Genomic DNA, 26,829 nt, shown 5'->3' with positions numbered 1-26,829 from the left:
TCCCGGTCGGATGCGGCCCGGATTACAGGCTCCGGACATGGGTCAGGCGCGTCCTGGGTTGCAGGCTGCGGACATGGGTCAGGCGCGTCCTGGGTTGCAGGCTCCGGACATGGGTCAGGGGCGCCCTGGGTTGCGAGCCCCGGATCTGGGTCAGACGCGGCAGTCGTCCGATATCGGTCGAGGTCGCCCGGGTTTGCAGGCTCCCGATATGGGTCAGGCGCGTCCTGGGTTGCAGGCTCCGGACATGGGTCAGGCGCGGCCGGGTCTGCAGGCGCCGGACATGGGTCAGGCCCGACCCGGCCTCCAGCCCCGGAACCGCCGAGAGCAGGAGCCGGCCGCCGCTTCCGAGCAGCCGGGCGGAAGCCCGCACGACGAGTCGGATGTGCCGTCCGGTCTGCCCGGCCGCGGCACGGCGCGACCGGCCGCCCGCCCGGCGGCCACCGACGCCCCCACCAGCCCGGACGACCCGGCCAATGCCCCGAGCGGCCTGCCCCGCCGCGAGTGACCGGCCGGCCGCGCCGGGCCGCGGCAAGGCACCGGCGTGCCGGTCCTGGTGGCCGCTCCCAGGTCCCGGCTCCCGGCTGATGATCCGATCCGGCCGTCCGCTCTGTCACTGCGGGTCGTCGTACCGGGAGGCTCAGGCAGGCGCCGGGAGCAGCCGGCTCCAGACCACCTTGCCGTCGCTGACCGGCAGCACGCCCCAGGCGGCCGACAGATCGCGCACCAGGCGCAGGCCGCGGCCACCGGTGTCGCTCCGGCCGGGGGCGAGGGCGCGGGGCATGTGGCGGCAGCCGTCGCGGACGGCCATGGTGATCCGGCCGTCGCGTACGGCGAGGGTGAACTCCATCGTGGTGTGCGCGTGCCGGACCACGTTCGCGACGAGCTCGGTGGCGATCAGCGCGGCCGTGGCGGTGAACTCGGAGCGGTGCCAGCGGTCGCACGCCTGGCTGACCAGCTGGCGTACGTGACGGCAGGCTTCCGGGACCGGGCGCAGCCGGACCCGGACCCGGTCCGGCTCGGGCTGCCGGTCGGCTTCGGCCAGCGCCGAGGCGCAGTCGTCGGCCATCTCGACGCCGGCGCAGTCCGGGGTCGCGGCGAGCGCCGCCGAGGTGTCCGGATCCGCCCCGCAGACGACGATCGGCACGTTCGGGAACTCGGCGGTCTGAGAGACCACCGATCCGAACGTGCCGAGGCCGACCGGGTCGGCCACCGCCAACCGGCTCACGTCGAGCAGAAGTCGCACCGGTTGCGCCGCGAGGCTGCGGCGGACCGCGGCACCGAGGGCGTCGCCGGTGAGCCGGTCCACGGTGCCGCTGACGGTGAGCACGGCTGTCGGGAGGTCGCGTTCCGGCCGGCAGACGAGCTGGCTGGGCATCGGACCTCCTCCGGCGTGCAGCGGCTCGTCGGAGCGGGTGCCCGGCGTCGCGGGGGGACAAACCCCGGCCCGGGGGGAATCTCGTGCGCCGCGGCGTGGGAGTCAGGCAGATGGCGGACAGCCAAATACAGTACCGTTGCGCGCCATGGGTGTGTCGCAGCGGTTGAAGAACCGTTTCCGCAAGTTTCTGCAGCGTCCCGGCACTACCGTGGACCTCGGCCCGCTGTCGAGGCGCCTGGAGCCGATCGAGGCCCGTGAGGAGGCGCTGAAGGAGCTGGACGACGCGGCTCTGACCGACGCCGCACGGGAGGCGTCCGACTTCACCGAGATCTGCGCGGTGGGCCGGGAGGCCGCCCGCCGGGCGATCGGCCAGCGGCCCTACGACGTCCAGCTGCTCGGCGCGATGGCGCTGCTCTCCGGCCGGGTCGCCGAGATGGCCACCGGTGAGGGCAAGACGCTGACCGCGACGATCGCGGCGTACGGCCACACCCGCCTGGGCAACGGCCCGGTGCACGTGCTGACCGTCAACGACTATCTGGCCAAGCGTGACGCGACCTGGATGGAGCCGATCTACACGCTGCTCGGCCTGACCGTCGGCTGGGTGACCGAGTCGATGACGCCGGCGGAGCGCCGGGAGGCGTACGCGGCCGACGTCACGTACGTGTCGGTCTCCGAGGCCGGTTTCGACTACCTGCGTGACCAGCTGGTCACCGACGTCGCCGACCGGGTGCAGCGCGAACTGGCCACGGCGATCGTCGACGAGGCCGACTCGATCCTGATCGACGAGGCGCGCGTGCCGATGGTGCTGGCCGGTTCGGTCACCACCGAGAGCGACCCGGTGCACGAGGCCGCCGAGATCGTCCGGAAGCTGCGCAAGGGCAAGGACTACGAGGTGGCCGAGGACGGCCGCAGCGTCGCCTTCACCGAGGCCGGCCTGAAGAACGTCGAGGAACAGCTCGGCGGCGTCGACCTGTACGCCGACGACCAGGTGGCGCACCTGTCCGCGGTGAACGTCGCGCTGCACGCGCACGCCCTGCTGCGCCGCGACGTCGACTACATCGTCCGTAACGGCGGGGTCGAGCTGATCGACGAGATGCGCGGCCGGGTGGCCCAGCGCCGCCGCTGGCCGGACGGCCTGCAGGCGGCCGTGGAGGCCAAGGAGGGGCTGTCCGCGACCGCCGAGGGCGAGGTGCTGAACACCATCACGGTGCAGGCGTACATCGCGCTCTACAAGACCGTCTGCGGGATGACGGCGACCGCGGTGCACGTCGGCGAGCAGCTGCGGGAGTACTTCAAACTCGAGGTGGCGGTGGTGCCGCCGAACACGCCGAACATCCGCGAGGACGACCCGGACCGGATCTACTCGGCGCACGACACCCGCGACGAGGCGCTGGTCGAGGAGATCAAGATCGCCCACGACAAGGGTCGTCCGGTGCTGATCGGCACCCTGGACGTGAAGGCGTCCGAGCGGCTCGCCGCCCAGCTGGAGGCGGCCGGCGTGCCGTGCCACGTGCTGAACGCGAAGAACGACGCGGAGGAGGCGGCGATCATCGCGGAGGCCGGCGCGGTCGGCGCGGTCACCGTCTCCACCCAGATGGCCGGCCGGGGTGTCGACATCCGGCTCGGCGGCAGCGACGAGAAGGACCGCGACAAGGTGGTCGAGCTCGGCGGGCTGTACGTGATCGGCGCCGGCCGGCACGACAGCCGCCGGGTCGACGACCAGCTGCGTGGCCGGGCCGGCCGGCAGGGCGACCCGGGCGCCTCGGTGTTCTTCGTCAGCCTGGAGGACGAGCTGGTCACCCGGCACGCCGGCGAGATCCTGCCGGCCTCGCCGCGGATGGACATGGACGGCGTGGTGCACGACCCGCAGGTGGACTACGCGGTCGAGCACGCCCAGCGGGTCGCCGAGGGCGTCAACCACGAGATCCACCGCAACACCTGGCGCTACAGCGTGGTGACCGAGCAGCAGCGCCTGCTGCTGGCCGAGCGCCGGGAGCGGCTGCTGACCTCCGAGGTGGCCGCGATCATGCTGCTGGAGAAGTCGCCGGACAAGGCGAAGGAGACCGACGAGGACGTGCTCTCCGACGCGGCCCGGTCGATCGCGCTGTACCACCTGGACCGGCTGTGGGCCGAGCACCTGGCGTACCTGTCCGAGGTCCGCGAGGGCGTGCACCTGCGCGCGCTGGGCAAGCTCGACCCGCTGGACGAGTTCCACCGGTCCGCGGTGCCGGCCTTCCAGGAGCTGCTGACCCGGGTGGAGGAGCGCACCATCGAGACGTTCGAGGAGGTCGACCTGACCGACGGGTGGGAGCCGGACCGGGCGGAGATCGTCCGGCCGAGCGCGACCTGGACGTACCTGGTGCACGACAACCCGTTCGGCTCCGAGCTGGACCGGTTGATCGCGGCCGTCGGCCGCCGCCTCACCTCCGGCGGCTGAAAACCGCACACCCTTTCCGGGTACGCCTGCGGAGTCCCGCCCGCAGGCCTTCCGGCCGAGCCCCGTGCCGGTCCCGCGCGGCGTCACTGCCGCGCGGGACCGCGGCGCGCCTCCCGGCCCCCACCCTGTCGCGCCCCGCGCCTTGCGTGCGCCGCGGTCTCTCTCCCCCTGCGCGGGCCGCGGCGTCTGTCTCACCCGTTGCGCGCTGCTGGCGTCTGTCTCACCCGTTGCGCGCTGCTGGCGTCTGTCTCACCCCTTGCGCGGGCCGCGGCGTCTGCCCCACCCCTTGCGCGCGCCGTGGCGTCTCCCCACCCTCTCCGCGCGCTGCGGCGGCCCGCCCTGGGGCCTCTGCGCCCTGCGCGGGTGTGCTGGGCCCCGCGCGGACGTGCTGGCCCCGCGGATGTGCCGCGCTGGCGCGGGCCTGCTCGGCGCCCCCTACGCCTGTGTCGGCGGTCCCGTGGGGGTGTCCCCGCGTAGCAGCGCGGCCATCTCCGGCAGCTTGAAGAACTCGGCCGTCGCCATCGCCGACGGCCCGCCCGCCTGCGGGTCGGCGCCGGCCGCCAGCAGGATCCGCACGGTTTGCGGGTTCTGCCGGAACACCGCCGCGGCCAGCGCGGTCTGGCCCCGGTCGTTGACCCGGTCCGGGTCGGCGCCGCCGGCCAGCAGCGCCCGCACCGTGTCCGGGTGGTTGTGGTAGGCCGCCAGGATCAGCAGGGTGTCGCCCTTGCTGTTGGTCAGGTTGGCCGGCAGGCCGGCGGCGATGTTGGCGGCCAGCTCGGCGGTGTCGCCGGCGCGCGCCAGATCGAACATCCGATGGGCGAACTCGATCGTTTCTGCATCCAGGTCCGTCACCGGGCCGAGCCTACCGCCGATCCGGCCGACCCGCGCGTTCGGCAATGCTTAATGCGGCTGACAGAAACCGTTCGCGGAATGCATTTGCGCCAGGCGGAAGAATGTGGAACGTCTTTCCCACAGTGTGGTTGGCGACTTGACCCACGTGACGGCGGGCGGGAAATATCGTCCCCGCTTTACGCAGAGTGATCAGTCGTATTCGCTTGCCGCAGCAAATTTTGGGGGATCAATCTGATGCCGGTCAGCGCATTGTCGCCGCGAGCCGATCGTCGTTCCGCCGGACCGGGCCGTGGCCCGGCCAACCGGCGCACCGAACCGGCGCTGACCGTGACGCTCGCCATTCCACTCACCTGCGACGCGATCTCTCCACAGGCGCACCGACTGCTGGCCGCGGTGCGTGAGCTGGTCGAGCTCAGCCGCGGCACGGTGACCGTGGAGCCCGCGATGCCGGTCGAGGCGGAGCCGGAGCCGGTCCCCACCGGGCCGGAGGTTCGGCTGCTGACCAGCTCGCGCCAGGTGTTGCTGGAGGGCGAGCCGGTGCCGCTCACCCGGCTCGAGTTCGATCTTCTGCTCTACCTCGCCGAGCGCCCCCGCCGGGTGTTCAGCCGGGCGCAGCTGCTCGCCGCGGTGTGGGGTTACGAGCGGGCCGGCGAGCGCACGGTGGACGTGCACGTGCGCCGGCTGCGGCTCAAGCTGGGCGCCAGTGTGCCCGCCGTCACCACCGTCTACGGGGTGGGCTACCGGCTGGCCGACGACGCGCGGATCACGGTCATGCCGCAGGATTGAGCCATGCGTGTGCGTCCCGTCTCGTTCGCCGTCCTCGTCGACGACCTCGTCGAGCGGCTGGTGAGTCGGGAATCCGACAGTAGGATCCGGGTGGCCGTCGATGGCGCGGACGCGGCGGACCCGGCCCGGCTCGCCGACGCTCTGGTCGATCCGTTGCGGGTCCGCGGCCGCCCGGCCGTACGCATCGACACCAGGGATTTCCTTCGCCCCGCCTCGCTCCGGCTGGAGTTCGGACGGTCCGACCCCGACTCGTTCTACACCGGCTGGTTCGACGAGGCCGGGCTGATCCGCGAGGTGCTCGACCCGGCGGCCGCGGGCGGCTCCGGCCGCATCGTCACCCGGCTCTGGGACGCGACCGTCGACCGGGCTGCCCGGGAGCCCTACCGGGTCCTCCCGGGCAACGCGATCGTGCTGGTCAGCGGTCCGCTGCTGCTCGGCTCCGGGCTGCCCTTCGACTTCACCGTCCACCTTGCGCTCTCCGCCGCCGCGCTGGACCGCCGGACCGCCCCGGAGGCGCGCTGGACGCTGCCCGCCTTCGCCCGGTACGCCGGCGAGGTGGCCCCGGAAACTTTCGCCGATGTGGTCGTGCGAGTGGACGATCCACGGCATCCTGCCCTGGTCACAGCGTTGGACTGACCTTCAGGGTGACCGTCGGCACAAGACCTGTGTGCCGAGTCGGTGGTGTATTCGACCACTGACAGTTATGCTCCGGTTACTTTTTCGCGGGGGCCCGGTTTGGGACCTCCGGCGGTGGGTATGACGCGGCTCCACCACATCGAGCCGGACCGGGACGCTGACGACCCGGGCGATGCCCACCGGCTGGGGCTGAGGGAAGGGCAGGGGGACTGCATGCTCGTCAACGGAGCGGTTGTTGCGGGTAAGGGCGCTAGCGCGACGAAGGGGCGCTCGACCGAGGAGGTCGAGCACATCCGGGTGCTCCTGCGGACCAGGTTCGAGGAGCTCGACGCGGAGTACGAAGAGGCCGTCGCCCAGAACCAGCGGCTGCGGTTGGTCGAGATCGGTGACGCGGCCGGCGACGACCAGGCCGACAGCGGGTCGAAGACGGCGGAGCGGGACGCCGCCACGTCGCTGCTGCGGACCCTGCTCGACCGGCGGACGCAGGCGGAGCACGCCATGCAGCGCCTGGAGGACGGGACGTACGGCAACTGTGAGAGCTGCTCCAACCCGATCCCGGTGGAGCGCCTGGAGGTGTTCCCGTCGGCCACCACATGCGTCAACTGCAAGCAGGTCCGGGAGCGTCGGGCGAGCTGAGCAGTCGCCGGGGGCCGGCCGTCCGGCAGGCCCCCGGGGGAGGACCGTGATGGGAACGATCCGGGTGGGCACCGCCTCGTGGACCGACAAGACCCTGCTCGCCTCCGGGTGGTACCCGGCGGGCGCGGACACGCCGGAGAAGCGGCTGGCGCACTACGCGAAGAACTTTCCGGTGGTCGAGGTCGACGCGACCTACTACGGCCCGCCCAGCGAGCAGACGACGAGGCTGTGGGCGCAGCGGACGCCTCCCGGCTTCACCTTCAACATCAAAGCGTTCAGCCTCCTCACCGGGCATCCCACCAGGGTGTCGGCGCTCTACAAGGACCTGCGGCCGGAGACGACGAAGAAGAACGTCTACCCGCAGGACCTGCCCCCGAAGGCGTACGAGCAGGTGTGGAGCCGGTTCCTGGCCGCGCTCGACCCGCTGGCCGAGGCGGGCAAGCTCGGCGCGCTGCTGTTCCAGTTCCCGCCGTGGTTCGGCATCCGCCGGTCCAACAGGGACTTCCTGCTGGAGGTCGTGGACCGCTGCAAGCCGCTGCGGCCGGTCTTCGAATTCCGCAACGCGAGCTGGTTCGAGGGGGCCAACCGGGACGAGACGCTGGATTTCCTGCGCGCGCACGAACTGCCGTACGTCGCGGTCGACATGCCACAGGGCCACAAGTCCTCGGTCCCACCGGTGATGGCGGCGACCGCGGACTTGGCGGTGGTGCGTTTCCACGGTCACAGTGACAAGTGGACGAGCAAGGACATCTATGAAAAGTTCGGCTATCTGTATTCCCGTGCGGAACTCGCGGAGTGGGCGCCCAAACTTCGCGCACTCGCCGATGAGGCGAAGAACACACATGTGTTGATGAACAATTGTTGCGCTGATTTCGCCCAGCGCAATGCGGCAACCTTGATCGACCTGCTGGGCGATGCCGCGGTGCCGGCGCCGGCCGGCTGACCGGCACCCGGTAATGACGCTGCACGGCGATTTCGGTGCGATGCCTCCGCGTTCCTCGGCGTGTCTTGCTTGACAGTCGCACGCGCCCTGATCCTCCCGGGAACGGCAGTGGATCCGGGCGGGGCTGGGCGATCCGCCCCGCCGGGACCCGGTGGTCCGGCTCCTGTCAACGACACACGGCCGGGCGTGGCGGCACCCGCGGGGCGCGGGTCACCGGGAGCCCGCGCCGCGCGGCCATCCCGGCCAGCGCCCCGGCGTCGATGACCGCGGCGCCGCCGGGGTCGTTGTTGAAGAACACGAACCACTCCCGGACACCGCCGCCCTCCGGCCTCGCGTCGTGCGCACCACGGCGGTCCGTCCGCGCGGCCACCACGTCGGTCAGCGCGGGCGCCGGGGCCGTCCCGTGCCCGCCGGGCGGGGCTTCCGCGCCGGTCGGCCCTTCCGCGCCGGTCGGCACTTCCGCGTGCGAGTGGGTGGCCGGCGGATACATGCGGTCCAGCCAGGATCGCAGCGCCGATCGCCCGTAGCGCGGCCACGGCCGGGCGGTGCCCTCGTGGAAGCGCAGGTAGCCGAAATCCGCCGTACGCCACAGGGGGGTGATCGGGCGGCTCTTCCGATCCGCCCAGCACAGCGCGGCGCCGTGGCGCCGCAGCAGCTGTTCGCACTCGGCGGTGAACCAGGTCGGATGCCGCGGCTCCACCGCCACCCGCACCCACGCCGGGAACCGCGCCAGCGTCTCCTCCAGCGCCGGAAGGTCCGCCCGCAGGGTCGGCGGCAGCTGCAGCAGCACCGGCCCCAGCTTGTCCCCGAGTCCCTGCGCCCGGTCCAGGAAACGCGCCACCGGCTCGGCGGGCTCCCGCAGCCGCTTGATGTGCGTCAGGTACCGGCTCATCTTCACCGCCACGACGAACCCGTCCGGGGTCCGCTCCCGCCAGGCCGCGAACGTGTCCCGCTCGGGGAGCCGGTAGAACGCGTTGTTCACCTCGACCGTCGCGAACCGCTCGGCGTAGTGCTCCAGCCACAGCCGCTGCGGCAACCCGGCCGGGTAGAGGAACCCGGTGTCGTCGCCGCCCGTGGGGCGCCAGTCACGGTACTGCCAGCCCGAGGTCCCGATCCACAGCACACCGACCGTTTACCCACCGCCTCCCGGCTCCATCCGCCGAGCCGCGACCGGAGCCGGTGAGCCGACCCCGGCACCGCCGGCGGCCCGGGCCGGAACCGACCGGGTGAACCGCCAGGACCGGCGGGTATGCTCGGTGACCGGCGGGTAGACGTAGAGACATGACCGATTCACCGCGAACCCCGAACGCGAACATCCCGCGCCGACCTGGCGAGCAGACCGGACCCGAGTACGACGCCGGCGGCGACTTCGAGTACGACGAGGCCCACGGCGCCGGGGAGCACCCGGACGTCCCGGCGGCCCTCGTCGAGGAGGCCGAGCGGCGTCGTGCGATGAGCCCGCCACGCTGACCGCCGGCCGTGCCCGCCCCGACCCGGCCCTCTGCCGAGCGGCTCGTCTCAGGCGTCCACCGGCGTCAGCCGCGCCCGCCGGGCCAGCTCCAGCACCGCGTCCCGGTGCCCGGTGCCCAGCCCGTGCCGGGTCACGTTGAGCGCCCCCGCCGCGGCCCCGGTCCGGATCGCCTCCCGCAGGTCGCCCCCGCCGGCGAGCACCGTCGCCACCCCGGCGGTCATCGAGTCGCCCGCCCCGCGGTGGTCCACCACCTCCAGCGGCGGCAGCTCGACGAGCAGCGTCTCGTCGCCGACCAGCGCCAGCGCGGCCTTCTCGGCCCGGCTGATCAGCACCTGCGCCGCCCCGTCGGCGCGCAGCTTGCGAGCCGCGTCGACCAGGGCCGGCAGGCTGTCGTCCGCGGCCCGCCCCGCGTCGATCAGCTCCTCGTGGCTGATCTTCAGGAACGCCACCCCGGCGTCCAGGATCGCCTCCAGCAGTTGCCCGGACAGGTCCGCCACCACCTGGACGCCATGGTTGCCGAGGTCGCACGCGAGTCGCCGGTACAGCGAGGGGTCCACCACGCCCGGCGCGGCCGGCCCGCTGAGCACGCTCACCCGGGATCGCAGCCCCTCGGCCAGCGCCGCGGTGTAGAGCTCGTCCGCGTCGTGCCGCCCGAGTGGCTCGCCGGCGTGCTCGGCCACGGTCGTCCGGGCCCCGGCCCGCCGGTCGTGCACATACCACCCGCTGCTCTGCGCGCGCCGGACCAGGCGTACCGGGAAATCCAGCACCCCGGCGATGACGTCGCCGATCTCGCCGCCCACCGCGCCGCACAGCGTGATCGGCGCGCCGAGCGCGTGGCACATCCGGGCCTGCCAGATCCCCTGACTGCCGGCGTGCACGTGCAACTCCTCCGCTCCCGTGGCCTGCTCGATGGTCACCGTCAACTGGGGAACCGGGGCGAACACCATGATCCGCCCGATGTCTTCGTCAGCCATCCCACCGGGATACCCCGGGGCCGCGCGACATTCCTGAAAGATGGGTGAATTCGCTGCCGCGCGGACATGCGGCGGGCGCCCCGCGGGTACCTCAGCGGCCATGACCGATCCGAACGACGACCTCAGCAGCGTGGCCGACCCGGGCGATGTCGGGTACCAGCCCACCGACGACGACTACCGGCCCGACGACGCCGACTTCCAGGCCGATCCGGAGCTCGGCGACGACGGCGCCGTGCCCGGCACGCTCGCCGACAGCCCGGACCGGCTGGGCAGCCCGGTCGGGCCGCCCGACTGACCGCCGCTCACGGCCGGGCGTACTGCATCGCGGTGAACAGCAGCATCGCGGTGACCAGCCCGGTGGTCAGCACGGTGACCACGGTCGCGGTGTCCAGGCCGACCTTGCGCCGGTCCGCGACCACCTTCGCCCCGACGACGGCGAGCACCGGGCAGGCCAGCATCACCAGCAGCGCCACCACCGGCGCCGCCTCGTGCCAGTCCCCGGTCGAGGCGGCGCCGGTCTGGCGCAGCACCTGGTTCCCGATCGCGCCGAGGATCCCGCCGACCAGTCCGAGCACCACGAACAGCACCTTGACCGCGAACGTGATGGGCCGGGCCGGCGGCGCCCACTTGATGCGTTTCTCCACCTCGGCGAGGTAGTCCAGGGCCGGCCGGTCGCTGCGCTGCCGGGGGATGCTGGCCGCCGGCAGCGTACGCCCGAACCGCTCCGCCACCGGCCCGACCCGGTGGACGAACTCCGACCACAGCCCGGCCGCCCGCGCGTCCACCTCCTCCAGCTCACGCCGTGCGTCCCGGACCGCGCTGCGGGCCGCGCGCACCCGTTCCTCGGCCTCGCGCAGCGCCTCGTCGGCCGCCGCGCGCTGCGCGTCGTGCCACGCGACCGCCTCCGCACGCAGGTCGGCCGCCCGCTGGTCGAGCGTGGTGAGCCGGCGCAGGACGGTTCGGTAGTCGGCCCGCTCGAAGTCGGCCGGTTCCAGATCGCTCATGAGGCACCGTACGGAATGATCACCTCGGCGCCGCGATGCACCGACCGGTCGAAGTGCAGCGCCCGCCAGGGCCGCGGGTACCAGTTCGGCGCCCCGGCGCCCGGGTAGTACGGCGCCAGCTCGCTGCCGTGCACGTCGAGCGCCACCCACGCGCCGATCGGGTCGGTCCGCGACCCCTGCCCGCCGAGCGTGTCCCGCAGCAGCCCGGCTCCGCGCCACCAGCCGAGCACGTGCAGCCGGCGTTCCGGGCCCTGCCGCAGCACCGTCCGCAGCTGATCGCCCGCGGTCCGGCCGCCGGGCAGCGCGTCCGCCGCGTAGAGCAGGATGAAGTGCGGGCGGTCGGCCGGCCACGCCGCGGTCGACTCGGCGGCGGCGTCCTCCAGCAGCCAGTCGACATTCGACGAGTCGTACCAGCCGCAGTCCGGGATACGGGCGTGCAGCGCCTCGGCGGCGGCCCGCGCGTCCGGGTCGAAACAGGCGATCGAGAAGCGTGCCCCGTCCCGGGCGAACTGCGCGGCCAGCGACAGGCCGGCGGTGGCCAGCACCGCGCACGCCTCCTCCACCCGGGTGCCCAGCACGGCCAGGTTGCGGCCGGGCGCGCGGCGCAGCACGGTCCGCGCCGAGCGGGACATCACGTCGATCGTCTCGCCGAGCAGGGCCACCGGCGCGCTCGAGTCGTCCGGCGTCAGCGCCCGGAAATCGGGGCTGTCGGCCAGGCGCGGGCGCGCGTCGCCGTCGAACAGCCGGGGCGGCAGCGAGTCCTTCGGCAGGCGCCGCCACAGCCGGTGCTGGAACGAGCTCCACTGCTCCCGGTCGCCGGCCGACGGCACCCGGACGATCTGATTGGCCTCGGTCGCCCCGGAGTCCGAGTTCACCACGGCGTGGTAGCGGGGCAGCGACTCGGCGGCGGTGTTCTGCTCGGCGAGCACCCGGCGGGCCCGGGGCAGGGCGATCCGCAGCGAGAACTGGGCGACCAGCGCCGGGCGGCCCCACAGCGCCTCGATGCCGGAGACGTCCTGACTGGCCAGGACCAGGTGGATGCCCTGCGAGCGGCCCCGCCGGGCGAGGTCCTCGAGCAGGTCGACAGCCTCGGTGGTGACCGCGTCCCGGCCGGCCAGCAGCACCTGGAACTCGTCCACCACGGCGACGATCCGCGGCCAGTGCCCACCCGGATCCTCGGCGCGCAGCTCGGCCAGGTTGGTCACCTCGTGCTGCTTGGCCGCGTCGGCCCGGCGGCGCAGCTCGCCGCCGAGGAACCGGAGCAGGGCCAGACCGAACTCACGGTCGGTGTTGACGTTCACCCCGACCAGGCGTACGTGCGGCAGCCAGCTCTGGTCGCGCCGGCCCGGCGCGAACCGGGCGAAGGACACCCCCTCCTTGAAGTCGAGAAGGTAGAAGGCCAGCTCGGCGGGGGAGTAGCGGGCGGCGAGCGAGCCCAGCCAGGCGTAGATGAAGTTGGTCTTGCCGGTGCCGGACGGCCCGGCGATCAGCGCGTGCGGCGGATAGTCGCTCAGCGTCACCTTGACCCGGGTGCCGCGCGGGCTGTCACCCAGCGGCGCGGTCAGCCCGGTCGCCGAGCTCTCCCGCCACTCCTCGTCGGGCCGGGGCAGCAGGCTGTCCAGCGCCACCGGCGCGGGGCCGGCGGCGACCGCCTCGGCGATCTGCCGGCAGGTCGCGGTCAGCGTCTGCTGCGGCGGTCCCGGATCCAGACGTACGGGCAGGTCGCCGGCGCTGCCGATCCGCGCGCCGTCGCCGGGGGCCGCGGTGACCACCTCGATGCCGGGCGCCGGGTCGACGGCCGGCCCGTGCACGATCAGGTGCACCCCGCAGGCCGCCCCGGTACGCAGCAGCCGGTCCAGCTGGGTGCGCTCGTGCCGGTTCAGCTCGCCGGCGCCGAGCAGCACCGCGACCCGCCACGGCTCGGGCCGCCGGTTGGTCGCCGCGTGCAGCTCCCGCAGCGAGGAGTACTCCCCGGCCAGCACCGTCTCGTTGATCCGCCGGACGTGCGCGACCAGGTCGTCGAGCAGCGCGCCCAGCCCGTTCGGGGCGACCAGGGTGAGCACCCGCACCGGGGCGAGCGGGGCGAACCCGGCCAGCCCGCCGCCGAGGTGCTCCGGGTCGTGGCCGATCACCTGCACCGTGCCCGGCGTGCTGGTCCCGAGGGCGCGCAGCAGCAGCCCGGCCACCACGTCGTCGCCGAGGGCGCGGTCGCCGTGGACCACGACGTGCCCGTGGTCGAGCAGCTGCACCAGGGCCGGCACCTCGGGGGTCTCCGGGTCCGGCGGCGGGGACTGCTCGTCCCACTGCCACGGCCGACCGGGCTGGTCGCCGGGCGGGGCCGGCCGGCCGGGCGGGGCCGGCAGCAGCAGCCGCCCGATCCGCAGCTCCGCGGCTTTCGGCAGCGGGGTCGCCTCCCAGGACGGCCACGGCTCACCGGCCGCTCCGGGCGCGGCCCGGTCGGCTGCCCCGGCCGCCGCGCCGGCGAGCGCGGCCAGCTCGGTGTCGTGCCACTCCTGGATGGAACGCAACCGCTCGTCGCGGGCCGCGGCGAGCTTTCGCCGCCGGCTCTCGGCGGCCGCGTTGACCCGCTCCCACCGGGCGGCCGCGACGCCCTCCTCGTGCCGGGCGCTCTCGAGAGCGTTCTCCGCGGTGCCCAGCGCGTGGGACAGCGCGGCCCGGATCTCCATGACCTGCTGTTTGGTGGATTCAGCCATGACCCGCCGGCATCGTCGCAGTGATGAGGGGCGCCGTCGCAGTGATCCGCAGCGCCGTCGCAGTGATGAGGAGCGGGCCGGTCATGGGCGCTGCTCACCGGCCTCCGCGCGGGGCCGCACCGGCTCCGGCGCGTCCGGATCGAGCGCGCCGGCGTCCCGGCCCAGCCGGGCCAGCAGCACCCCGGTCAGCACGCTCGAGGTGACCGCGTTGTCCGCCGGGTGCCCGGCCGGCCGCTCGCCCTGCTGCTGGGCCGGCACCCGGCAGATCCGGGCGATCAGCGTCTCCAGTACGGCCGGCGAGGTGCCCGGCAGCAGCGATCGGACCCGGTTCTCGGCGGCGGCCCGCAGCCGTGGCACGTCCTCCGGCCGTGGCTCGTGGCCGAGCAGGTCACCGGCCAGCCGGTGCAGCACCGGCGGGGTGACCGCGGACAGGCCCAGACCGGTCGAGGCGTTGACCGCGTGCAGCTCCCGGCTGAGCCGGGCGCGGTCACCGGCGCGGACCCCGGCGGCGACCCGGCGCAGCAGCTCGGCGGTGTCCGGCCGGCCGGTGTCGACCGCCTTCTGATCCCGCGGGGCGGGCTCCCCGGTCAGCTGCGCCACCCGCTCCTGCCACCACGGGCCGAGCTTCTCGTCGGTGGGCGGCCCGCCGTCCGGCGCGGCCGGTGCTTGCTCCTTCTCCGGCTCCGGGCGCAGCGCGGTACGCCACTCCTGGCCGCGCGGGGCGCCGGGCTCACCACCCAGGCCCAGCGCGGCGAGGTAGGACTCGATCGCGTCCTCGGCGAGGCGCAGGGCGGCGGCGGCCCGCTCCGCGTGCTCGGTGGCACTGCCCAGCTCGGGGACGCCCATCTTGTGCTCGGACTCCTCGCGCACCCAGTTGAGCAGCTCCGTGGCGCTGCGCAGTTTCTCCAGCGCCACGATGACCAGCCCGTCCGGCAGCTCGTCGGAGGCCGCCCGCAGCCGGGCGCCGAGTTCCTGCAGCAGGGACATCGCGTCAGAGTGTCGCGGTGTAGGTTTGGGCCGCCTCGACCGCGACCAGCGTCGCGGTGTAGCACTCCTCCAGCTGCTGATCGGCCTGGGACAGCGAGGCATGGGCGGTCCCGACGGCGTCGTGCGCGCTGCCGTCGAGCGCGGCGGCCAGGCTCTGCTGGGCCTCCCCGAGCTTCTCCCGAGCCGCTTGAATCGCCGCCTGCCCCTCGTTGACCTGCTGGAGCGCGGCGTCCACAGCCGCTCTGACCTCGGCGACACTGGCCACTCGTTCGGCCTCCTGTAACTCAACCCACCTGCGACCTCAGCCTACCGCCCGGTTCTGCCCGCGCCGTCCCCGACTGCCCGGAATTGGCAGACCGCGGACATAAAAGCGCACTGTCAGTCCGACGATCGACGCGAATGATCGCCCTGGTGATGCCCGCTTCCCCGGCACATCCATTGTGGATCATGCGGCGCGTCGCGCAAGATTCGCCCCCGGCCCCGCGCGCCACGTCTTCCGGCCTCAGCGCGGTGTTCGTGGCACCTCGGCTGCGCGAGGCGCCCACGCCGAGTGCCGGCCGCCGTGCGCCGCCTGGTGCCGGTGGTGGTGTGGGGCGCAAGGGCGCTGAGCGCCAGCTGTTCTGCTCCGGCTGGTGTTGGTGGTGGTGGTTCGGGCTTGACATGACGGCGCTGAGTCCCAGCCTCGGGGCGTCGGGTGGTGGTGGTGTGGGGCGCAAGGGCGCCGAGCGCCGGCTTTGCGCGTTCGGCTGGTGGTGGGGGTCGTTCGGCGCCGGATAACGATGCTGAGCGCGGGCTGGGCGGCTTCGGCTGGAGCTGGTGGTGGTTTCGGGGTGGGGTGACGGTGTTCAGCACCGGCCCGGGTCTGGCGGCGCGGCATGGTGGTGCGTGGCGGTGACGCCGCGCGAGAGCGCCACGGGGCGCGTGACCGGGGACGGGACCGGTATGTCGTACCAGGGATGGGTTGACGCCTGGGGAGATCGGCCCCGGCGCGTGCGGGATCTGCGGGGGCGCGCTGTGCGCGGCATCCGGTCGGTGACGACCGGGTGCGCCGCGGGGTCAGCGGGGGGCTGTGGGGTCGGCGGGGGCGGTGGGGCCGCGGGGGCCGTGGGGTTGGGGGGTAATGAGGGGGCCGCGGCATCGGCGGGGTCAGGGGGCCGCGGGGGTCTGGGGTCGGCTGGGCCGCGGGGGCCGTGGGGTCCGGGGGACCGCGGAGGGGCTGCGGGTCAGCGGGGGACCACCGAGGGGCCGCGGACCTCGGCGCCGAGGGCGGTGGCGCGGGCGCGGAGGCCGCGGTCGGCGGTGACCACGACGATCGGGCGGGTCCGGGGTTCCCGGCGTACCAGGTCGATGATCGTGTCGTCGCCGGAGCCGGGGGCGCGTTCGATCCGGATGCCGTCCGGGGTCTGCGGGATGTCGCGTGCCTTGCCCTCGACCACGAGGACCACCTCGACCGGGGCCGGGAGGCCGGTGAGGCCGGTGCCGGGCACCGCGGCCAGGCGGTCGCGGAGCCGGATCGCGGCGCCGGCCCGGTCGCGCCACCAGCCGTCCGGGACCGATCCGACCACGTTGGCGCCGTCGACGACGACCAGCGGCATCCGGACCGGGGACGTCGGCGAGGCGCGACGGTCGGCGGAGCCGGGCGGGCGGAAGTCGTCGGACGGGGCATCGGTGACACCGGCGGCCGATCTGTCCGGAGCCGCGACGGCGAGTTGGGTTGGCGAAGAGTCCGGCGGGGTGGCGGCAACCGGGGTGGCGGCGTTGTCGGGCGGTGCCGCGGAAACCGGCATACCGGATTTGTCCGGCGGGGCGGCGGCAACCGGCGTGGCAGATCTGTCCGGCGGGGCGGCGGACACCGGCGTGGCGGTGTTGTCCGGCGGGGCCGGGGTGACCGGGGTGGCGGAGTTGTCCGGGGGCGGGGCGGCGACCGGGGTGCGCCGGCGGTCGCGCGGGGCGGAGGCCGCATGGGGTGCGCCGGTGTCGGGATGGCCCGGCGGGGCGGCGGAGCGGGCGGCGGTGCCGCGCTGACCGCGCGGCGCGCGGGACCGGGACGCCGGTTCGCGCGACGCCGGCGGGTCGGGTGTGGCGTCCTGGAACGGGGATTCCGGGGGCGCGGGTGCCGGTTCGGGAAGGGCCGGCTCCTGGAAGCGCGGCGCCAGCGGGCCGGAGCTGCGTTCTTCGGGTGCGGACATGAAGTTGAGCCTACTCCTGTCAACTTTTCGCGCCGATCGGGAATCTTCGTCCCGTCTCACGCGCTTCTAACAGTCGGCGGTGGGCGTTTGCCGCTCCGGCCCCCGGGTAGGCCGGTGGAGACGGCGCCCGCGAGACCGCCGGTGGAGTGTCAGGAGAAGAGAGACTGATGAGCATCGGACCGTTGGGGCCGGGTGGGCCCGGTCAGTGGGACGACCTGTTCGCGCGCTTCTTCGGTGCGGCGGAGCCGCGCCGCGCGGCGCAGCGGATCGACATCGCGCGTTACATGAGCAACGACGCCCGGCAGGTGCTGGCCGACGCCGCCCGGCGTGCCGCCGACCTCGGCTCGGGTGACGGAGGGCTGGCCGATCTCGACACCGATCACCTGCTCTGGGCGGTGTTGCAGCAGGAACCGATGAAGCAGACCGTGCGGCGGGCCGGCGCCGACCCCCAGGCCCTGCTCAGCGAGCTGGACGCCCGGCTGGGCGACGACTCCTCGCGGATCGCCGCGGCCAACCGGCGCGCCGAGATGGGCGCCGCCGGCCGGGACCGGCCGGAGCAGGTCGCGCTGACCCCGGCCGCCAAGCGGGCGCTGCTGGACAGCTTGCAGATCTCCCGCGCGGTGGGCGCCTCCTACATCGGGCCGGAACACATCCTGATGGCGCTCGGCCTGAACACCGACTCGGTGGCCGGGCGGCTGCTGGCCGGCCGGCTCGACCCGCGCGCCATCCCGAACCAGGAGGCCCCGGCCGGTCCGGCCGGCGGTGGGCAGGGCGGGTCCCGCGGTGGCGGGCGCAGCGGCGCGGCCACGCCGACGCTGGAGCAGTTCGGCGTGGACCTGACCGAGGTGGCCCGGCGCGGCGAGATCGACCCGGTGATCGGCCGGGCCGACGAGATCGAGCAGGCCGTGGAGATCCTGTCCCGGCGCACCAAGAACAACCCGGTGCTGATCGGTGAGGCCGGCGTCGGCAAGACCGCGATCGTGGAGGGCCTGGCGCAGCGCATCGTGGACGGCGACGTGCCGCTCACCCTGCAGGACAAGCGGGTGGTCCAGCTGGATCTGGCCGGTCTGGTGGCCGGCACCCGGTACCGCGGCGACTTCGAGGAGCGCCTCCGCAAGATCATCGAGGAGATCCAGTCGTCCGGGGACGGGCTGATCGTGTTCCTCGACGAGATCCACACCCTGGTCGGCGCCGGCGGCGGCGGTGGCGAGGGCGGCGGGATGGACGCCGGCAACATGCTCAAGCCGGCTCTGGCCCGCGGCCAGCTGCGGGTGATCGGCGCGACCACCCTCGACGAGTACCGCAAGCACATCGAGAAGGACGCGGCGCTGGCCCGGCGCTTCCAGCCGGTGCTGGTCGGCGAGCCGTCGGTGGAGGACGCCGTGGCGATCCTGCGCGGGCTGCGGGACAACTACGAGGCGCACCACCAGGTACGGATCACCGATGAGGCGCTGGACGCCGCGGCGGTGCTGTCCGACCGCTACATCACCGACCGGTTCCTGCCGGACAAGGCGATCGACCTGATCGACCAGGCCGGCGCCCGGGTGCGGCTGCGCACCAAGATGCCCGACGCCGACCTGCGCGAGCGGGAACGGCAGCTGGAGCAGCTGTCCCGGGACCGCGACCAGGCCGTGGCCGCGGAGAACTACGAGGTCGCCTCCCAGCTGCGGGACCGGATCAACGAGCTGAAGGCGCTGATCGCCGGGGCCGGCGCCGGCGGCGACGGGGTGCCACAGGTCACCGACGCGGACGTGGCCGAGGTGGTCTCCCGGGCCACCGGCATCCCGGTGGCGCAGCTGACCGAGGCCGAGCGGGATCGCCTGCTCCGGCTCGAACAGCACCTGCACGAGCACGTGATCGGCCAGGACGATGCGGTGACCGCGGTCGCCGAGGCGGTCCGCCGGTCGCGGGCCGGGCTGGGCGACCCGGACCGGCCGGTCGGCAGCTTCCTGTTCCTCGGCCCGACCGGGGTCGGCAAGACCGAGCTGGCCCGCTCGCTGGCCGAGGCGCTGTTCGGCGACTCGGACCGGATGATCCGGCTGGACATGAGCGAGTTCCAGGAGCGGCACACGGTGTCCCGGCTGGTCGGCGCCCCGCCCGGCTACGTCGGCTACGACGAGGCCGGCCAGCTGACCGAGGCGGTGCGGCGGCGGCCGTACAGCGTGGTGCTGCTGGACGAGATCGAGAAGGCGCACCCGGACGTGTTCAACATCCTGCTGCAGGTGCTCGACGACGGCCGGCTGACCGACAGCCAGGGTCGTACGGTGAGCTTCAAGAACACCGTCCTGATCATGACCAGCAACCTGGGGTCGGACCTGATCAGCGGCACCACCCGCAGCGTCGGGTTCGGTGGCGCCGACACCGGCCGCTCGCCCGACGACGAGCTGCGCGACCGGCTCGACCGCAGGCTCAAGGAGCAGCTGCGGCCGGAGTTCATCAACCGGATCGACGAGATCATCATCTTCCGGCAGCTGGAGACCGACCAGCTCCGGCAGATCACCGAGATGCTGCTGGAGTCCACCCGGCGCCGGCTGCAGGCCCAGGACGTACGGCTGGAGATGACCACGGCGGCGGTGGACTGGCTGGCCGAGCGCGGTTACCAGCCCGAGTTCGGGGCCCGGCCGCTGCGCCGGACCATCCAGCGGGAGCTGGACAACCGGCTGTCGAAGATGCTGCTCGGCGCGGACCTGGCGCCCGGGCACACGGTCCGGGTGGACGCCCGTGACGGGGAGCTGAGCTTCGACATCACGTCCAGCCCGCAGCCGCTGCACTCGAACTGACCCGCGGGAGAGCGGGAGGGGGCGCCACGCGGCGCCCCCTGCCCGCTACGCCGCGGCCTGCTCGCGCATCCACTCCATGTAGCCCTCGTTGCGGGCGATCACGTCCTGGTACGCCTCCCGCGCCAGCTCCAGCAGTTTCGGCGCGGTCCGGGCGGCCGGCGACTCCGGGTGCCAGCCCAGGATCAGCCGCCACCGCAGCGGCGCGCCCTTGAGCGGCCGGGTGGTCAGGCCCGCCGGCGGCCGGAACGTCGGCTGGCACAGCCCGATCGCCACGCCCAGCTCCACCATGTCGATGCAGGCGCGCGCGTCGGTCTCCAGCACCCGGCGCGGGGCGAAGCCGGCCCGGGCACAGGCCGCCGCGAAGCAGGTCTCGAAGCAGCCGTCGCCGGCCGCCGCGGACCACTGCTCGGAGGCCAGCTCGGCGAGGTCCACCTCGGCGCCCTTGGCCTGCGGGTGGTCCTCGCGCATCAGCACGCACACCGCGTCGACCGCGATGGTGTCCCAGACCAGACCGTAGTCCGCCGAGGGCAGGGCGTCACCGCAGACCCCGACCTGCGCGAAGTCCAGCTTGCCGCCCAGCACCATGGTGGCCAGCTCGTCGACGTAGTACGACGCGTAGGTGGAGATCTGCGCCTCCGGCTGCACGGCGGAGAGCCGGTGCAGCAGGTGGGCGAAGACCGGGCCGCCGATGGCGCCCATGCGGTACCGCGTCAGCGTGGAACTGCCGCCGGCCGCCAGCCGGGCGGCCTCGTCCTGCAGCCCCTTCATCGCCGGCAGCAGCACCCGGGCCCGGGACAGCACCAGTTCGCCGAGCGCGGTCGGGCGGGCGCCGCGCCGGTCGCGGTCGAACAGCGGACCGCCGAGCGTGCGCTCGATCCGCTGCAACTGGGCGGTGAGTGCCGGTTGGGCCAGGCCGAGTTGTGACGCGGCCTTGGTGACGCTGCCGGTCTCCGCGATGGCGCAGACCACCTTCAGATGCCGCAGCTCCAGGTTCATAGCGTGACGTTAGGACTAGAACGGGATCGAAGGCTAGCCCTGAAACCCGCAGAAAGATCAGCGGTTTGTGACAAATCAATTAAGGAACGGGACGTTCCCTACCAAGCGGTCGTTAAGTAAACGCCGGTTTACAGATCCCGCACATACGTCGCCCGCGCGGACACCACGTCGCGCACCTTGTCGATCACCCCGAGCAACGGGTCGACCACCTTGTTCCACGGCGGGGTGGCCGGGGTCCGCGGGTGCGGCCGGGTCGGCGCCGCCTCCTGGGCCATCTCCACCCGGTTGCCGAGCCGGATCATGTCCTCGGCCGGCACCATCTGCTCCAGCAGCGGGAACAGCTCGCGGGCGTCCGCGTCCACGTGCCGCCGCACCGCCGCCACCATCTCGGGCACCCGTGCCGGGTCGGCCTCCGCGGCCCGCATCACGCACAGCAGCTCCCGGTCCTCGGCCAGCTCCCGGTCGGCGATCCGGTCCCCGTCCGGCACCGCGGCGCGGACCGCGGGGTAGAGGTACTGCTCCTCGGCGGACAGGTGCCGCGACAGCGTGGCCACCAGCACCGAGCGTACCTTCGCGGCGTCCGGCTCCGCCCCGGCCCGGTCGGCCAGCCGCAGCAGCTGCCGGTGCTGCCCGTCCAGCACGTCGACGACGCTGCGCCCGGAGGTGGTGCCACCCACCGGCGGCAGCGGGGGAAGATTCACGTCAGACATGTGGGCGGCGATACCCGCTACCGCTCACCCGCCAAACGCGTGTGACATCCGGCTGGTAAGAAGGTCGGATGAACACCTCCGCCGTGGACGAGGTCACCAGCCTCTGCCAGGACCTGCTGCGCATCGACACCACCAACACCGGGGACCCGCGGACCACCGTGGGCGAACGGGTCGCCGCCGAGTACGTCGCGGGCAAGCTCGCCGACGTCGGCATCGAGTCCCGCATCCTGGAGTCGGCCCCCCGGCGCACCAACGTGATCGCCCGGATCCCCGGCGCCGACCGGTCCCGGGGCGCGCTGCTGGTGCACGGTCACCTCGACGTGGTGCCGGCCGACGCGAGCGAGTGGTCGGTGCACCCGTTCTCCGGCGAGGTCCGCGACGGCTACCTGTGGGGCCGCGGCGCCGTCGACATGAAGGACTTCGATGCCATGGTGCTCGCCGTCGTCCGCGACTGGCAGCGCACCGGCTACACCCCGCCGCGGGACATCGTGCTGGCGTACACCGCCGACGAGGAAGCCGGGATGGAGTACGGCTCGCAGTGGCTGGTGCAGCACCACGCGGGCGAGTTCGCCGGCTGCACCGAGGCGATCGGCGAGGTCGGCGGCTACTCCTACACGGTCAACGACGACCTGCGGCTCTACCTGGTGCAGACCGCCGAGAAGGGGCTGGACTGGCTGCGCCTGCACGCGCACGGCCGGCCCGGGCACGGCTCGTTCATCCACGACGACAACGCGGTCACCGCGCTCGCCGAGGCGGTCGCCGCGGTCGGCCGGCACCGGTTCCCGACCGTCGTCACCCCGACCGTGCGGGCGTTCCTGGAGCAGGTCAGCGAGGCGCTCGGGATCGAGCTGGACCCGGACGAGCCGGAGCAGGCCATCGCCAAGCTGGGCCCGATCGCCAACCTGATCGGCGCCACCATCCGCAACACCGCCAACCCGACCCGCCTGGAGGCCGGGTACAAGGACAACGTGATCCCGGGCCGGGCGTCCGCCACCATCGACTGCCGGACCCTGCCCGGGCAGGCGGAGTCCTTCCTCGCCGAGCTGCGTGAGATCATCGGGCCGGACGTCGAGATCGACCACGTGCACCGGCAGTCGGCCGTGGAGACCGAGTTCGACGGGCCGCTGGTGGCCGCGATGGGCGCGGCGCTGCGCGCCGAGGACCCCGGAGCGCGTACCGTGCCGTACCTGATGTCCGGGGGAACCGACGCGAAGGCGTTCAGCACCCTGGGCATCCGGTGCTTCGGGTTCGCCCCGCTGCAACTGCCGCCCGACCTGAACTTCGCCGCGCTGTTCCACGGCATCGACGAGCGAGTGCCCGTCGAGGGGCTAAAGTTCGGCGTGCGTGTGCTCGACCGACTGCTCCGAAACAGCTAGATGCTCCGAAAGCCAAGTGCGGAAGGACCCCCAGACACATGAGCGACCAGAACGCCGAGCTCGACGCCGCCCTCGAGCGGGTGGTGGAGGCGGCGCGGGCACACCTCGCGGCCGTCAAGGCGGCCGCCGGCCGCATCGACGACGACGACGTCTGGCAGGCGTACGTCGATCTCAACAACGCCTCCTTCGCGTACGACGAGAAGCTGCTCGACGCGTACGGCGAGGTCACCCCGTGGGATGTCGAGTCGATCGACCCGGACGAAGCGGACCAGCGCTTCCTGTCCGGCGAGTCGGCCGACGGCGCCGGGGCGGGCGATGCGTACCCGCAGGTGATCTCGGTCCGGCAGCGCCGGGACTACCGCGTCCCGAGCGTGTCCGGGCTGCTGCGCGCGGCCGAGACCGCCCGGCGCAGCTCGGTGCCGGAGGACGAGGAGGCCGGCCCGGTGGAGTCGGTCGGCGAGGCCGTGCTGGAGCTGCTGCAGGCCGGCGACGGCTCGCTCGCCTCGCTCGACGTGCCGGAGCTGGAGCCGCTCGACGGCCTGCTCACGGTGACCGAGGTGGAGGAGCCGCTGGACCTGGAGGCGTTCGACGACGCCGACGGCTCGGGCCCGTTCGCCCCGGTGGAGGGCGACCAGCTGGTCGGGCGGCTCGACGAGCACCCGTTCCTGCCGGACGAGGAGGACGACCACGCCGGCCACAACCACTGAGCCGAGCACGTGAGGAGCCCGCCCGGTTCACCGGGCGGGCTCCTCAGTAACTCAGGCCGGGCTGCGGGTTGGTCTGCAGGCGCCGGCGGAGCATGACCTTGCGGGTGCCGTCCGCGAAGAGCTGCACCCGCGCCAGCTCCCAGCCGGAGAACTCGGCCTGTATGGCGAGCTGCGCCGCCGCGGTCAGCCGATCGACATTTGAGGGCAACCGCAGCGGCGCGTATTCGTAGTCCATGCGATCTAATATGCTCCGGCCCGCGAGCCGGGCACCAGCCTTGCGGCGAATCGACTCCCTCGTCACACGCCGGGCCGACGGCCGCCGCCGGCGCGTCGGCGCGGTGCCCGGCTACATCGCCCCGTGCGGATCGCCGGTGCCCTCGCGTTCCGGGTAGCCGACGTCGATCGCGGAGACGTCGTCCAGCGCGCGGGCGATCTCGGCCGGCAGGGTCAGCTCCTCGCTGCGCAGCGCGCCCTGCAACTGCCCGGCGGTGCGGGCACCCAGGATCGGCGCGGTCACCCCGGGCCGGTCCCGGATCCAGGCCAGCGCCACCTCCAGCGGCGACACGCCGAGGCCGCCGGCCGCGGTGACCACCGCCTGGACGATGCTGGAACTGCGCGGCTCCAGGTACGTCTGGACGAACGGCGCGTAGTGTTCCGAAGCGGCCCGCGAATCCAGCGGCCGGCCGTTGCGGTACTTGCCGGTGAGCACCCCGCGGCCCAGCGGCGACCAGGCCAGCACGCCGAAGCCGAGCGCCGCCGCGGCCGGCAGCAGCTCGCGTTCGATCCCGCGTTCGAGCAGCGAGTACTCCATCTGGGCGGCGACGATCGGGGCGCGTGTCGGGTACGCCGACTGCCAGGTCGCGGCCCGGGCGGTCTGCCACGCGGCGAAGTTGGAGACCCCCACGTAACGCACCCGGCCGCTGCTGACGGCGTGGTCGAGAGCGGACAGCGTCTCCTCGAACGGGGTGTGCGCGTCGTAGCCGTGCACCTGCCACAGGTCGACGTGGTCGGTGCCGAGCCGGCGCAGCGACGCGTCCAACGAGCGCAGCAGGTTGCCGCGCGAGCCGTCCCGGGCCCGCCAGCCGTGCGGGGTCAGCCCGGCCTTGGTGGAGATCACCACCTGCTCCCGGGGGACCAGGTGGTCGAGCAGCGAGCCGATCACCGCCTCGGCGTCGCCGTTGCCGTAGACGTCGGCGGTGTCGATCAGGGTGCCGCCGGCCTCGAGGAACAGTTTCATCTGCTCGGCCGCGTCGTCGGGGTCGGTGTCCCGTCCCCAGGTCATGGTGCCGAGGGCGAGCCGCGAGACCGCTAGCCCGCTTCGGCCGAGCGGTCGCTGATGCATGAGTGAACCTTATTCAGACTCCGTCGACAGCGAAATCCTCCAGCACGTCAGGGTGCGTCGGTTACCGGACGGAAACGGCACGGCGCGCAATCAGTAGGCTTGCCGGCGGACCCCCATGATCTCGGGAAGGGCAGGCATGCGGCTCGGACTCAGCCTCGGCTATCAGACGGCGTGGAGCACGCCCGCGGATCATCTCGCCATGGCCCAGGAGGCCGACCGGCTCGGCTACTCGGTGGTCTGGGCCGCCGAGGCGTACGGGTCGGACACCGTCAGCATGCTCGCCTGGATCGCCGGGCAGACCGAGCGGATCGACATCGGCTCGGCCGTGCTGCAGATCCCGGCCCGTACGCCGGCGATGACCGCGATGACCGCGGCCACCCTGGACACCCTCTCCGGCAGCCGGTTCCGGCTCGGCCTGGGCGTCTCCGGCCCGCAGGTGTCCGAGGGCTGGCACGGTGTCCGGTTCGCCAAGCCGCTGGCCCGCACCCGGGAGTACGTCGACATCGTCCGGATGGCGCTGCGCCGCGACCGGGTGGCCTACGACGGCGAGCACTACCAGCTGCCGCTGCCCGGCGGCGCGGGCAAGGCGATCAAGCTGGGCTTCCACCCGCCACGTACCGAGATCCCGGTCTACCTGGCCGCGGTCGGCCCGAAGAATCTGGAGCTGGCCGGCGAGATCGCGGACGGCTGGCTGGCCGTCTTCTTCGCCCCGGACGCCGCCGACGACCAGCTGCGGCACATCGCGGCCGGCCGGGCCCGGCACGGCCTCGGGCTGGCCGGGTTCGACGTGGCGCCGACCGTCCCGGTGGTGGTCGGCGACGACATCGCCGCCTGCGCCGACGTGATCCGCTGGTACGCGGCCCTCTACCTGGGCGGGATGGGCAGCCGGGAGCAGAACTTCTACAACCAGCTCGCGGTCCGGATGGGCTACGCCGAGCAGGCCCGGCGGGTGCAGGAGCTGTACCTGAACCGGCAGGTCGCCGAGGCGGCCGAGGCGGTGCCGCAGGAGTTCATCGAGCGCACCTCGATCATCGGGACCAAGGCGCAGATCACCAAGCGGATCCGGGAGTACGCGGCGGCCGGCGTCGGCACGCTCTCGATCAGCCCGTACGTCGGCGATCTGCAGTCCGGCATCGACACCCTGCGCCTGGTCGCCGAGGCGTACGAAGAGTCCGGCGTGGCCCGCTAGTGGCCACCGTCCTGCTGCTGCGGCACGGCCGCACGACCGCGAACGCCACCGGTGAGCTGGCCGGCCGCCGCCCGGTGGAGCTCGACGAGACCGGCCGCGCCCAGGCCGCCCGGGTCGCCGCCCGGCTGCGCGGGCTCCCGCTGGCCGCGGTGGTGTCCAGCCCGCTGATCCGGTGCCGGCAGACCGTGGAGCTGGCGCTGCCCGGCGTCACCCCGGTGATCGACGAGGGCCTGACCGAGTGCGGGTACGGCGACTGGGAGGGCCGCCCGCTGCGCGAGCTGGCCAAGGAGCCGCTCTGGCCGGTGGTGCAGCAGCATCCGAGCGCGGTCACCTTCCCGGCCGGCGAGTCGATGGCGGCCATGTCGGCGCGCGCGGTCGCCGCGGTGCGGGCCTGGGACGAGCGGGTCGGCGCCGAGCACGGGCCGGAGGCGGTCTGGCTGGCGTGCAGCCACGGTGATGTGATCAAGGCCATCGTGGCCGACGCGATGGGGCTGCACCTGGACCAGTTCCAGCGGATCGTGGCCGACCCCGCGTCGGTCACGGTGATCCGGTACACCCCGGTCCGGCCGTTCCTGGTGCGCGTCAACGACACCGGTGAACTGGACTCGCTCGTACCGCGCCGCAGCGATGGCCAGGAGCAGGCCGACCGCAGTGACGCGGCCGTCGGCGGGGGTGCCGGGGCCGGCGTCTGACAACCCTCCGTGATCGACCTATAGTCGCAGCGT

Annotated in this window: 26 protein-coding genes; 13 read left to right on the top strand and 13 right to left on the bottom strand. The window is 73.5% G+C overall.

The window, feature by feature from the left end; translation table 11 throughout:
• Nucleotides 1-244 precede the first annotated feature (244 nt).
• The gene (locus ACTEI_RS37230; RefSeq protein ID WP_145830881.1) at nt 245-505 is read left to right on the top strand and encodes a hypothetical protein; all 261 of its coding nucleotides are present in this window, start codon (nt 245-247) and stop codon (nt 503-505) included.
• A 132-nt stretch (nt 506-637) separates the two neighbouring features.
• Here ACTEI_RS37230 and ACTEI_RS21855 read toward each other — a convergent pair whose 3' ends face one another.
• The gene (locus tag ACTEI_RS21855) at nt 638-1,375 is read right to left on the bottom strand and encodes an ATP-binding protein (RefSeq protein WP_122979349.1); all 738 of its coding nucleotides are present in this window, start codon (nt 1,373-1,375) and stop codon (nt 638-640) included.
• 145 nt (nt 1,376-1,520) lie between these two features.
• Between ACTEI_RS21855 and secA2 the strand changes: the two genes are divergently transcribed.
• Complete coding sequence (secA2, locus tag ACTEI_RS21850; protein WP_122979348.1) at nt 1,521-3,812, top strand: accessory Sec system translocase SecA2; 2,292 nt, start codon at nt 1,521-1,523, stop codon at nt 3,810-3,812.
• Nucleotides 3,813-4,247: 435 nt separating this feature from the next.
• On the opposite strand, the gene ACTEI_RS21845 is transcribed toward secA2, so the two are convergent.
• Nucleotides 4,248-4,622, bottom strand: coding sequence for an ankyrin repeat domain-containing protein (locus ACTEI_RS21845; protein ID WP_122982324.1), 375 nt, complete (start codon nt 4,620-4,622; stop codon nt 4,248-4,250).
• 276 nt (nt 4,623-4,898) lie between these two features.
• Between ACTEI_RS21845 and ACTEI_RS39010 the strand changes: the two genes are divergently transcribed.
• The 4 genes from ACTEI_RS39010 to ACTEI_RS21825 all read left to right on the top strand — a co-directional run bounded on the left by ACTEI_RS39010 (nt 4,899) and on the right by ACTEI_RS21825 (nt 7,665).
• The gene (locus tag ACTEI_RS39010) at nt 4,899-5,450 is read left to right on the top strand and encodes a winged helix-turn-helix domain-containing protein (protein WP_275412289.1); all 552 of its coding nucleotides are present in this window, start codon (nt 4,899-4,901) and stop codon (nt 5,448-5,450) included.
• A 3-nt stretch (nt 5,451-5,453) separates the two neighbouring features.
• On the top strand, nt 5,454-6,086 hold the full coding sequence (locus tag ACTEI_RS21835) for a nucleoside/nucleotide kinase family protein (protein WP_122979346.1): 633 nt from the start codon (nt 5,454-5,456) through the stop codon (nt 6,084-6,086).
• A 213-nt stretch (nt 6,087-6,299) separates the two neighbouring features.
• Nucleotides 6,300-6,722 carry a TraR/DksA family transcriptional regulator gene (locus ACTEI_RS21830; protein WP_122982323.1) on the top strand — a complete coding sequence of 141 codons (423 nt, stop codon included), beginning with the start codon at nt 6,300-6,302 and terminating at the stop codon, nt 6,720-6,722.
• A gap of 49 nt (nt 6,723-6,771) precedes the next feature.
• A complete protein-coding gene (locus ACTEI_RS21825; RefSeq protein ID WP_122979345.1) occupies nt 6,772-7,665 on the top strand; it encodes a DUF72 domain-containing protein in 894 nt (297 codons plus the stop codon).
• 166 nt (nt 7,666-7,831) lie between these two features.
• On the opposite strand, the gene ACTEI_RS21820 is transcribed toward ACTEI_RS21825, so the two are convergent.
• Nucleotides 7,832-8,788: a DUF72 domain-containing protein gene (locus tag ACTEI_RS21820; protein WP_122979344.1), complete on the bottom strand. Its 957-nt coding sequence runs from the start codon at nt 8,786-8,788 to the stop codon at nt 7,832-7,834.
• Between the two features lie 158 nt (nt 8,789-8,946).
• Here ACTEI_RS21820 and ACTEI_RS21815 point away from each other — a divergent pair, with 158 nt between their 5' ends.
• Nucleotides 8,947-9,135: a hypothetical protein gene (locus ACTEI_RS21815; protein WP_122979343.1), complete on the top strand. Its 189-nt coding sequence runs from the start codon at nt 8,947-8,949 to the stop codon at nt 9,133-9,135.
• Between the two features lie 48 nt (nt 9,136-9,183).
• Here the strand turns inward: ACTEI_RS21815 and ACTEI_RS21810 are convergent, their stop codons facing one another.
• Nucleotides 9,184-10,110, bottom strand: a complete 927-nt coding sequence (locus ACTEI_RS21810) for a 1-phosphofructokinase family hexose kinase (protein ID WP_239082625.1) — start codon at nt 10,108-10,110, stop codon at nt 9,184-9,186.
• A 100-nt stretch (nt 10,111-10,210) separates the two neighbouring features.
• On the opposite strand from ACTEI_RS21810, the gene ACTEI_RS21805 reads away from it, so the two are divergent.
• On the top strand, nt 10,211-10,405 hold the full coding sequence (locus tag ACTEI_RS21805) for a hypothetical protein (RefSeq protein WP_122979342.1): 195 nt from the start codon (nt 10,211-10,213) through the stop codon (nt 10,403-10,405).
• Nucleotides 10,406-10,412: 7 nt separating this feature from the next.
• Here the strand turns inward: ACTEI_RS21805 and ACTEI_RS21800 are convergent, their stop codons facing one another.
• The 5 genes from ACTEI_RS21800 to ACTEI_RS21775 form a co-directional block, all read right to left on the bottom strand.
• Nucleotides 10,413-11,114 carry a hypothetical protein gene (locus ACTEI_RS21800; RefSeq protein WP_122979341.1) on the bottom strand — a complete coding sequence of 234 codons (702 nt, stop codon included), beginning with the start codon at nt 11,112-11,114 and terminating at the stop codon, nt 10,413-10,415.
• Nucleotides 11,111-13,828 carry an FtsK/SpoIIIE domain-containing protein gene (locus ACTEI_RS21795; protein WP_122979340.1) on the bottom strand — a complete coding sequence of 906 codons (2,718 nt, stop codon included), beginning with the start codon at nt 13,826-13,828 and terminating at the stop codon, nt 11,111-11,113. The genes ACTEI_RS21800 and ACTEI_RS21795 overlap by 4 nt, the downstream gene beginning before the upstream one ends.
• Before the next feature lie 81 nt (nt 13,829-13,909).
• Complete coding sequence (locus ACTEI_RS21790) at nt 13,910-14,815, bottom strand: hypothetical protein (RefSeq protein WP_122979339.1); 906 nt, start codon at nt 14,813-14,815, stop codon at nt 13,910-13,912.
• A gap of 4 nt (nt 14,816-14,819) precedes the next feature.
• Nucleotides 14,820-15,080 carry a hypothetical protein gene (locus ACTEI_RS21785; RefSeq protein WP_122979338.1) on the bottom strand — a complete coding sequence of 87 codons (261 nt, stop codon included), beginning with the start codon at nt 15,078-15,080 and terminating at the stop codon, nt 14,820-14,822.
• Between the two features lie 958 nt (nt 15,081-16,038).
• A complete protein-coding gene (locus tag ACTEI_RS21775) occupies nt 16,039-16,410 on the bottom strand; it encodes a hypothetical protein (protein WP_122982321.1) in 372 nt (123 codons plus the stop codon).
• A 776-nt stretch (nt 16,411-17,186) separates the two neighbouring features.
• On the opposite strand from ACTEI_RS21775, the gene ACTEI_RS21770 reads away from it, so the two are divergent.
• Nucleotides 17,187-19,784, top strand: a complete 2,598-nt coding sequence (locus ACTEI_RS21770; RefSeq protein ID WP_187645997.1) for an ATP-dependent Clp protease ATP-binding subunit — start codon at nt 17,187-17,189, stop codon at nt 19,782-19,784.
• A 45-nt stretch (nt 19,785-19,829) separates the two neighbouring features.
• Here the strand turns inward: ACTEI_RS21770 and ACTEI_RS21765 are convergent, their stop codons facing one another.
• The gene (locus ACTEI_RS21765; RefSeq protein ID WP_122979336.1) at nt 19,830-20,780 is read right to left on the bottom strand and encodes a LysR family transcriptional regulator; all 951 of its coding nucleotides are present in this window, start codon (nt 20,778-20,780) and stop codon (nt 19,830-19,832) included.
• Between the two features lie 128 nt (nt 20,781-20,908).
• Nucleotides 20,909-21,490, bottom strand: coding sequence for a hemerythrin domain-containing protein (locus ACTEI_RS21760; RefSeq protein ID WP_122979335.1), 582 nt, complete (start codon nt 21,488-21,490; stop codon nt 20,909-20,911).
• Between the two features lie 68 nt (nt 21,491-21,558).
• On the opposite strand from ACTEI_RS21760, the gene ACTEI_RS21755 reads away from it, so the two are divergent.
• On the top strand, nt 21,559-22,866 hold the full coding sequence (locus ACTEI_RS21755) for a M20/M25/M40 family metallo-hydrolase (RefSeq protein WP_122979334.1): 1,308 nt from the start codon (nt 21,559-21,561) through the stop codon (nt 22,864-22,866).
• Between the two features lie 38 nt (nt 22,867-22,904).
• Nucleotides 22,905-23,573: a hypothetical protein gene (locus tag ACTEI_RS21750; protein WP_122979333.1), complete on the top strand. Its 669-nt coding sequence runs from the start codon at nt 22,905-22,907 to the stop codon at nt 23,571-23,573.
• 43 nt (nt 23,574-23,616) lie between these two features.
• Here the strand turns inward: ACTEI_RS21750 and ACTEI_RS21745 are convergent, their stop codons facing one another.
• A complete protein-coding gene (locus ACTEI_RS21745) occupies nt 23,617-23,808 on the bottom strand; it encodes a DUF5703 family protein (RefSeq protein ID WP_122979332.1) in 192 nt (63 codons plus the stop codon).
• 111 nt (nt 23,809-23,919) lie between these two features.
• Nucleotides 23,920-24,915 carry an aldo/keto reductase gene (locus ACTEI_RS21740; protein ID WP_122979331.1) on the bottom strand — a complete coding sequence of 332 codons (996 nt, stop codon included), beginning with the start codon at nt 24,913-24,915 and terminating at the stop codon, nt 23,920-23,922.
• Between the two features lie 136 nt (nt 24,916-25,051).
• Here ACTEI_RS21740 and ACTEI_RS21735 point away from each other — a divergent pair, with 136 nt between their 5' ends.
• Both ACTEI_RS21735 and ACTEI_RS21730 read left to right on the top strand, forming a co-directional pair.
• Nucleotides 25,052-26,104: an LLM class F420-dependent oxidoreductase gene (locus ACTEI_RS21735; RefSeq protein WP_122979330.1), complete on the top strand. Its 1,053-nt coding sequence runs from the start codon at nt 25,052-25,054 to the stop codon at nt 26,102-26,104.
• Nucleotides 26,104-26,796 carry an MSMEG_4193 family putative phosphomutase gene (locus ACTEI_RS21730; protein ID WP_122979329.1) on the top strand — a complete coding sequence of 231 codons (693 nt, stop codon included), beginning with the start codon at nt 26,104-26,106 and terminating at the stop codon, nt 26,794-26,796. Before ACTEI_RS21735 ends, ACTEI_RS21730 begins: the two co-directional genes overlap by 1 nt.
• Nucleotides 26,797-26,829 lie beyond the last annotated feature (33 nt).

This window comes from Actinoplanes teichomyceticus ATCC 31121, assembly GCF_003711105.1.
Lineage (GTDB): Bacteria > Actinomycetota > Actinomycetes > Mycobacteriales > Micromonosporaceae > Actinoplanes > Actinoplanes teichomyceticus.
The sequence above is the reverse complement of the archived record's forward strand: the minus strand, read 5'-3'. Positions and strand labels throughout refer to the sequence as shown.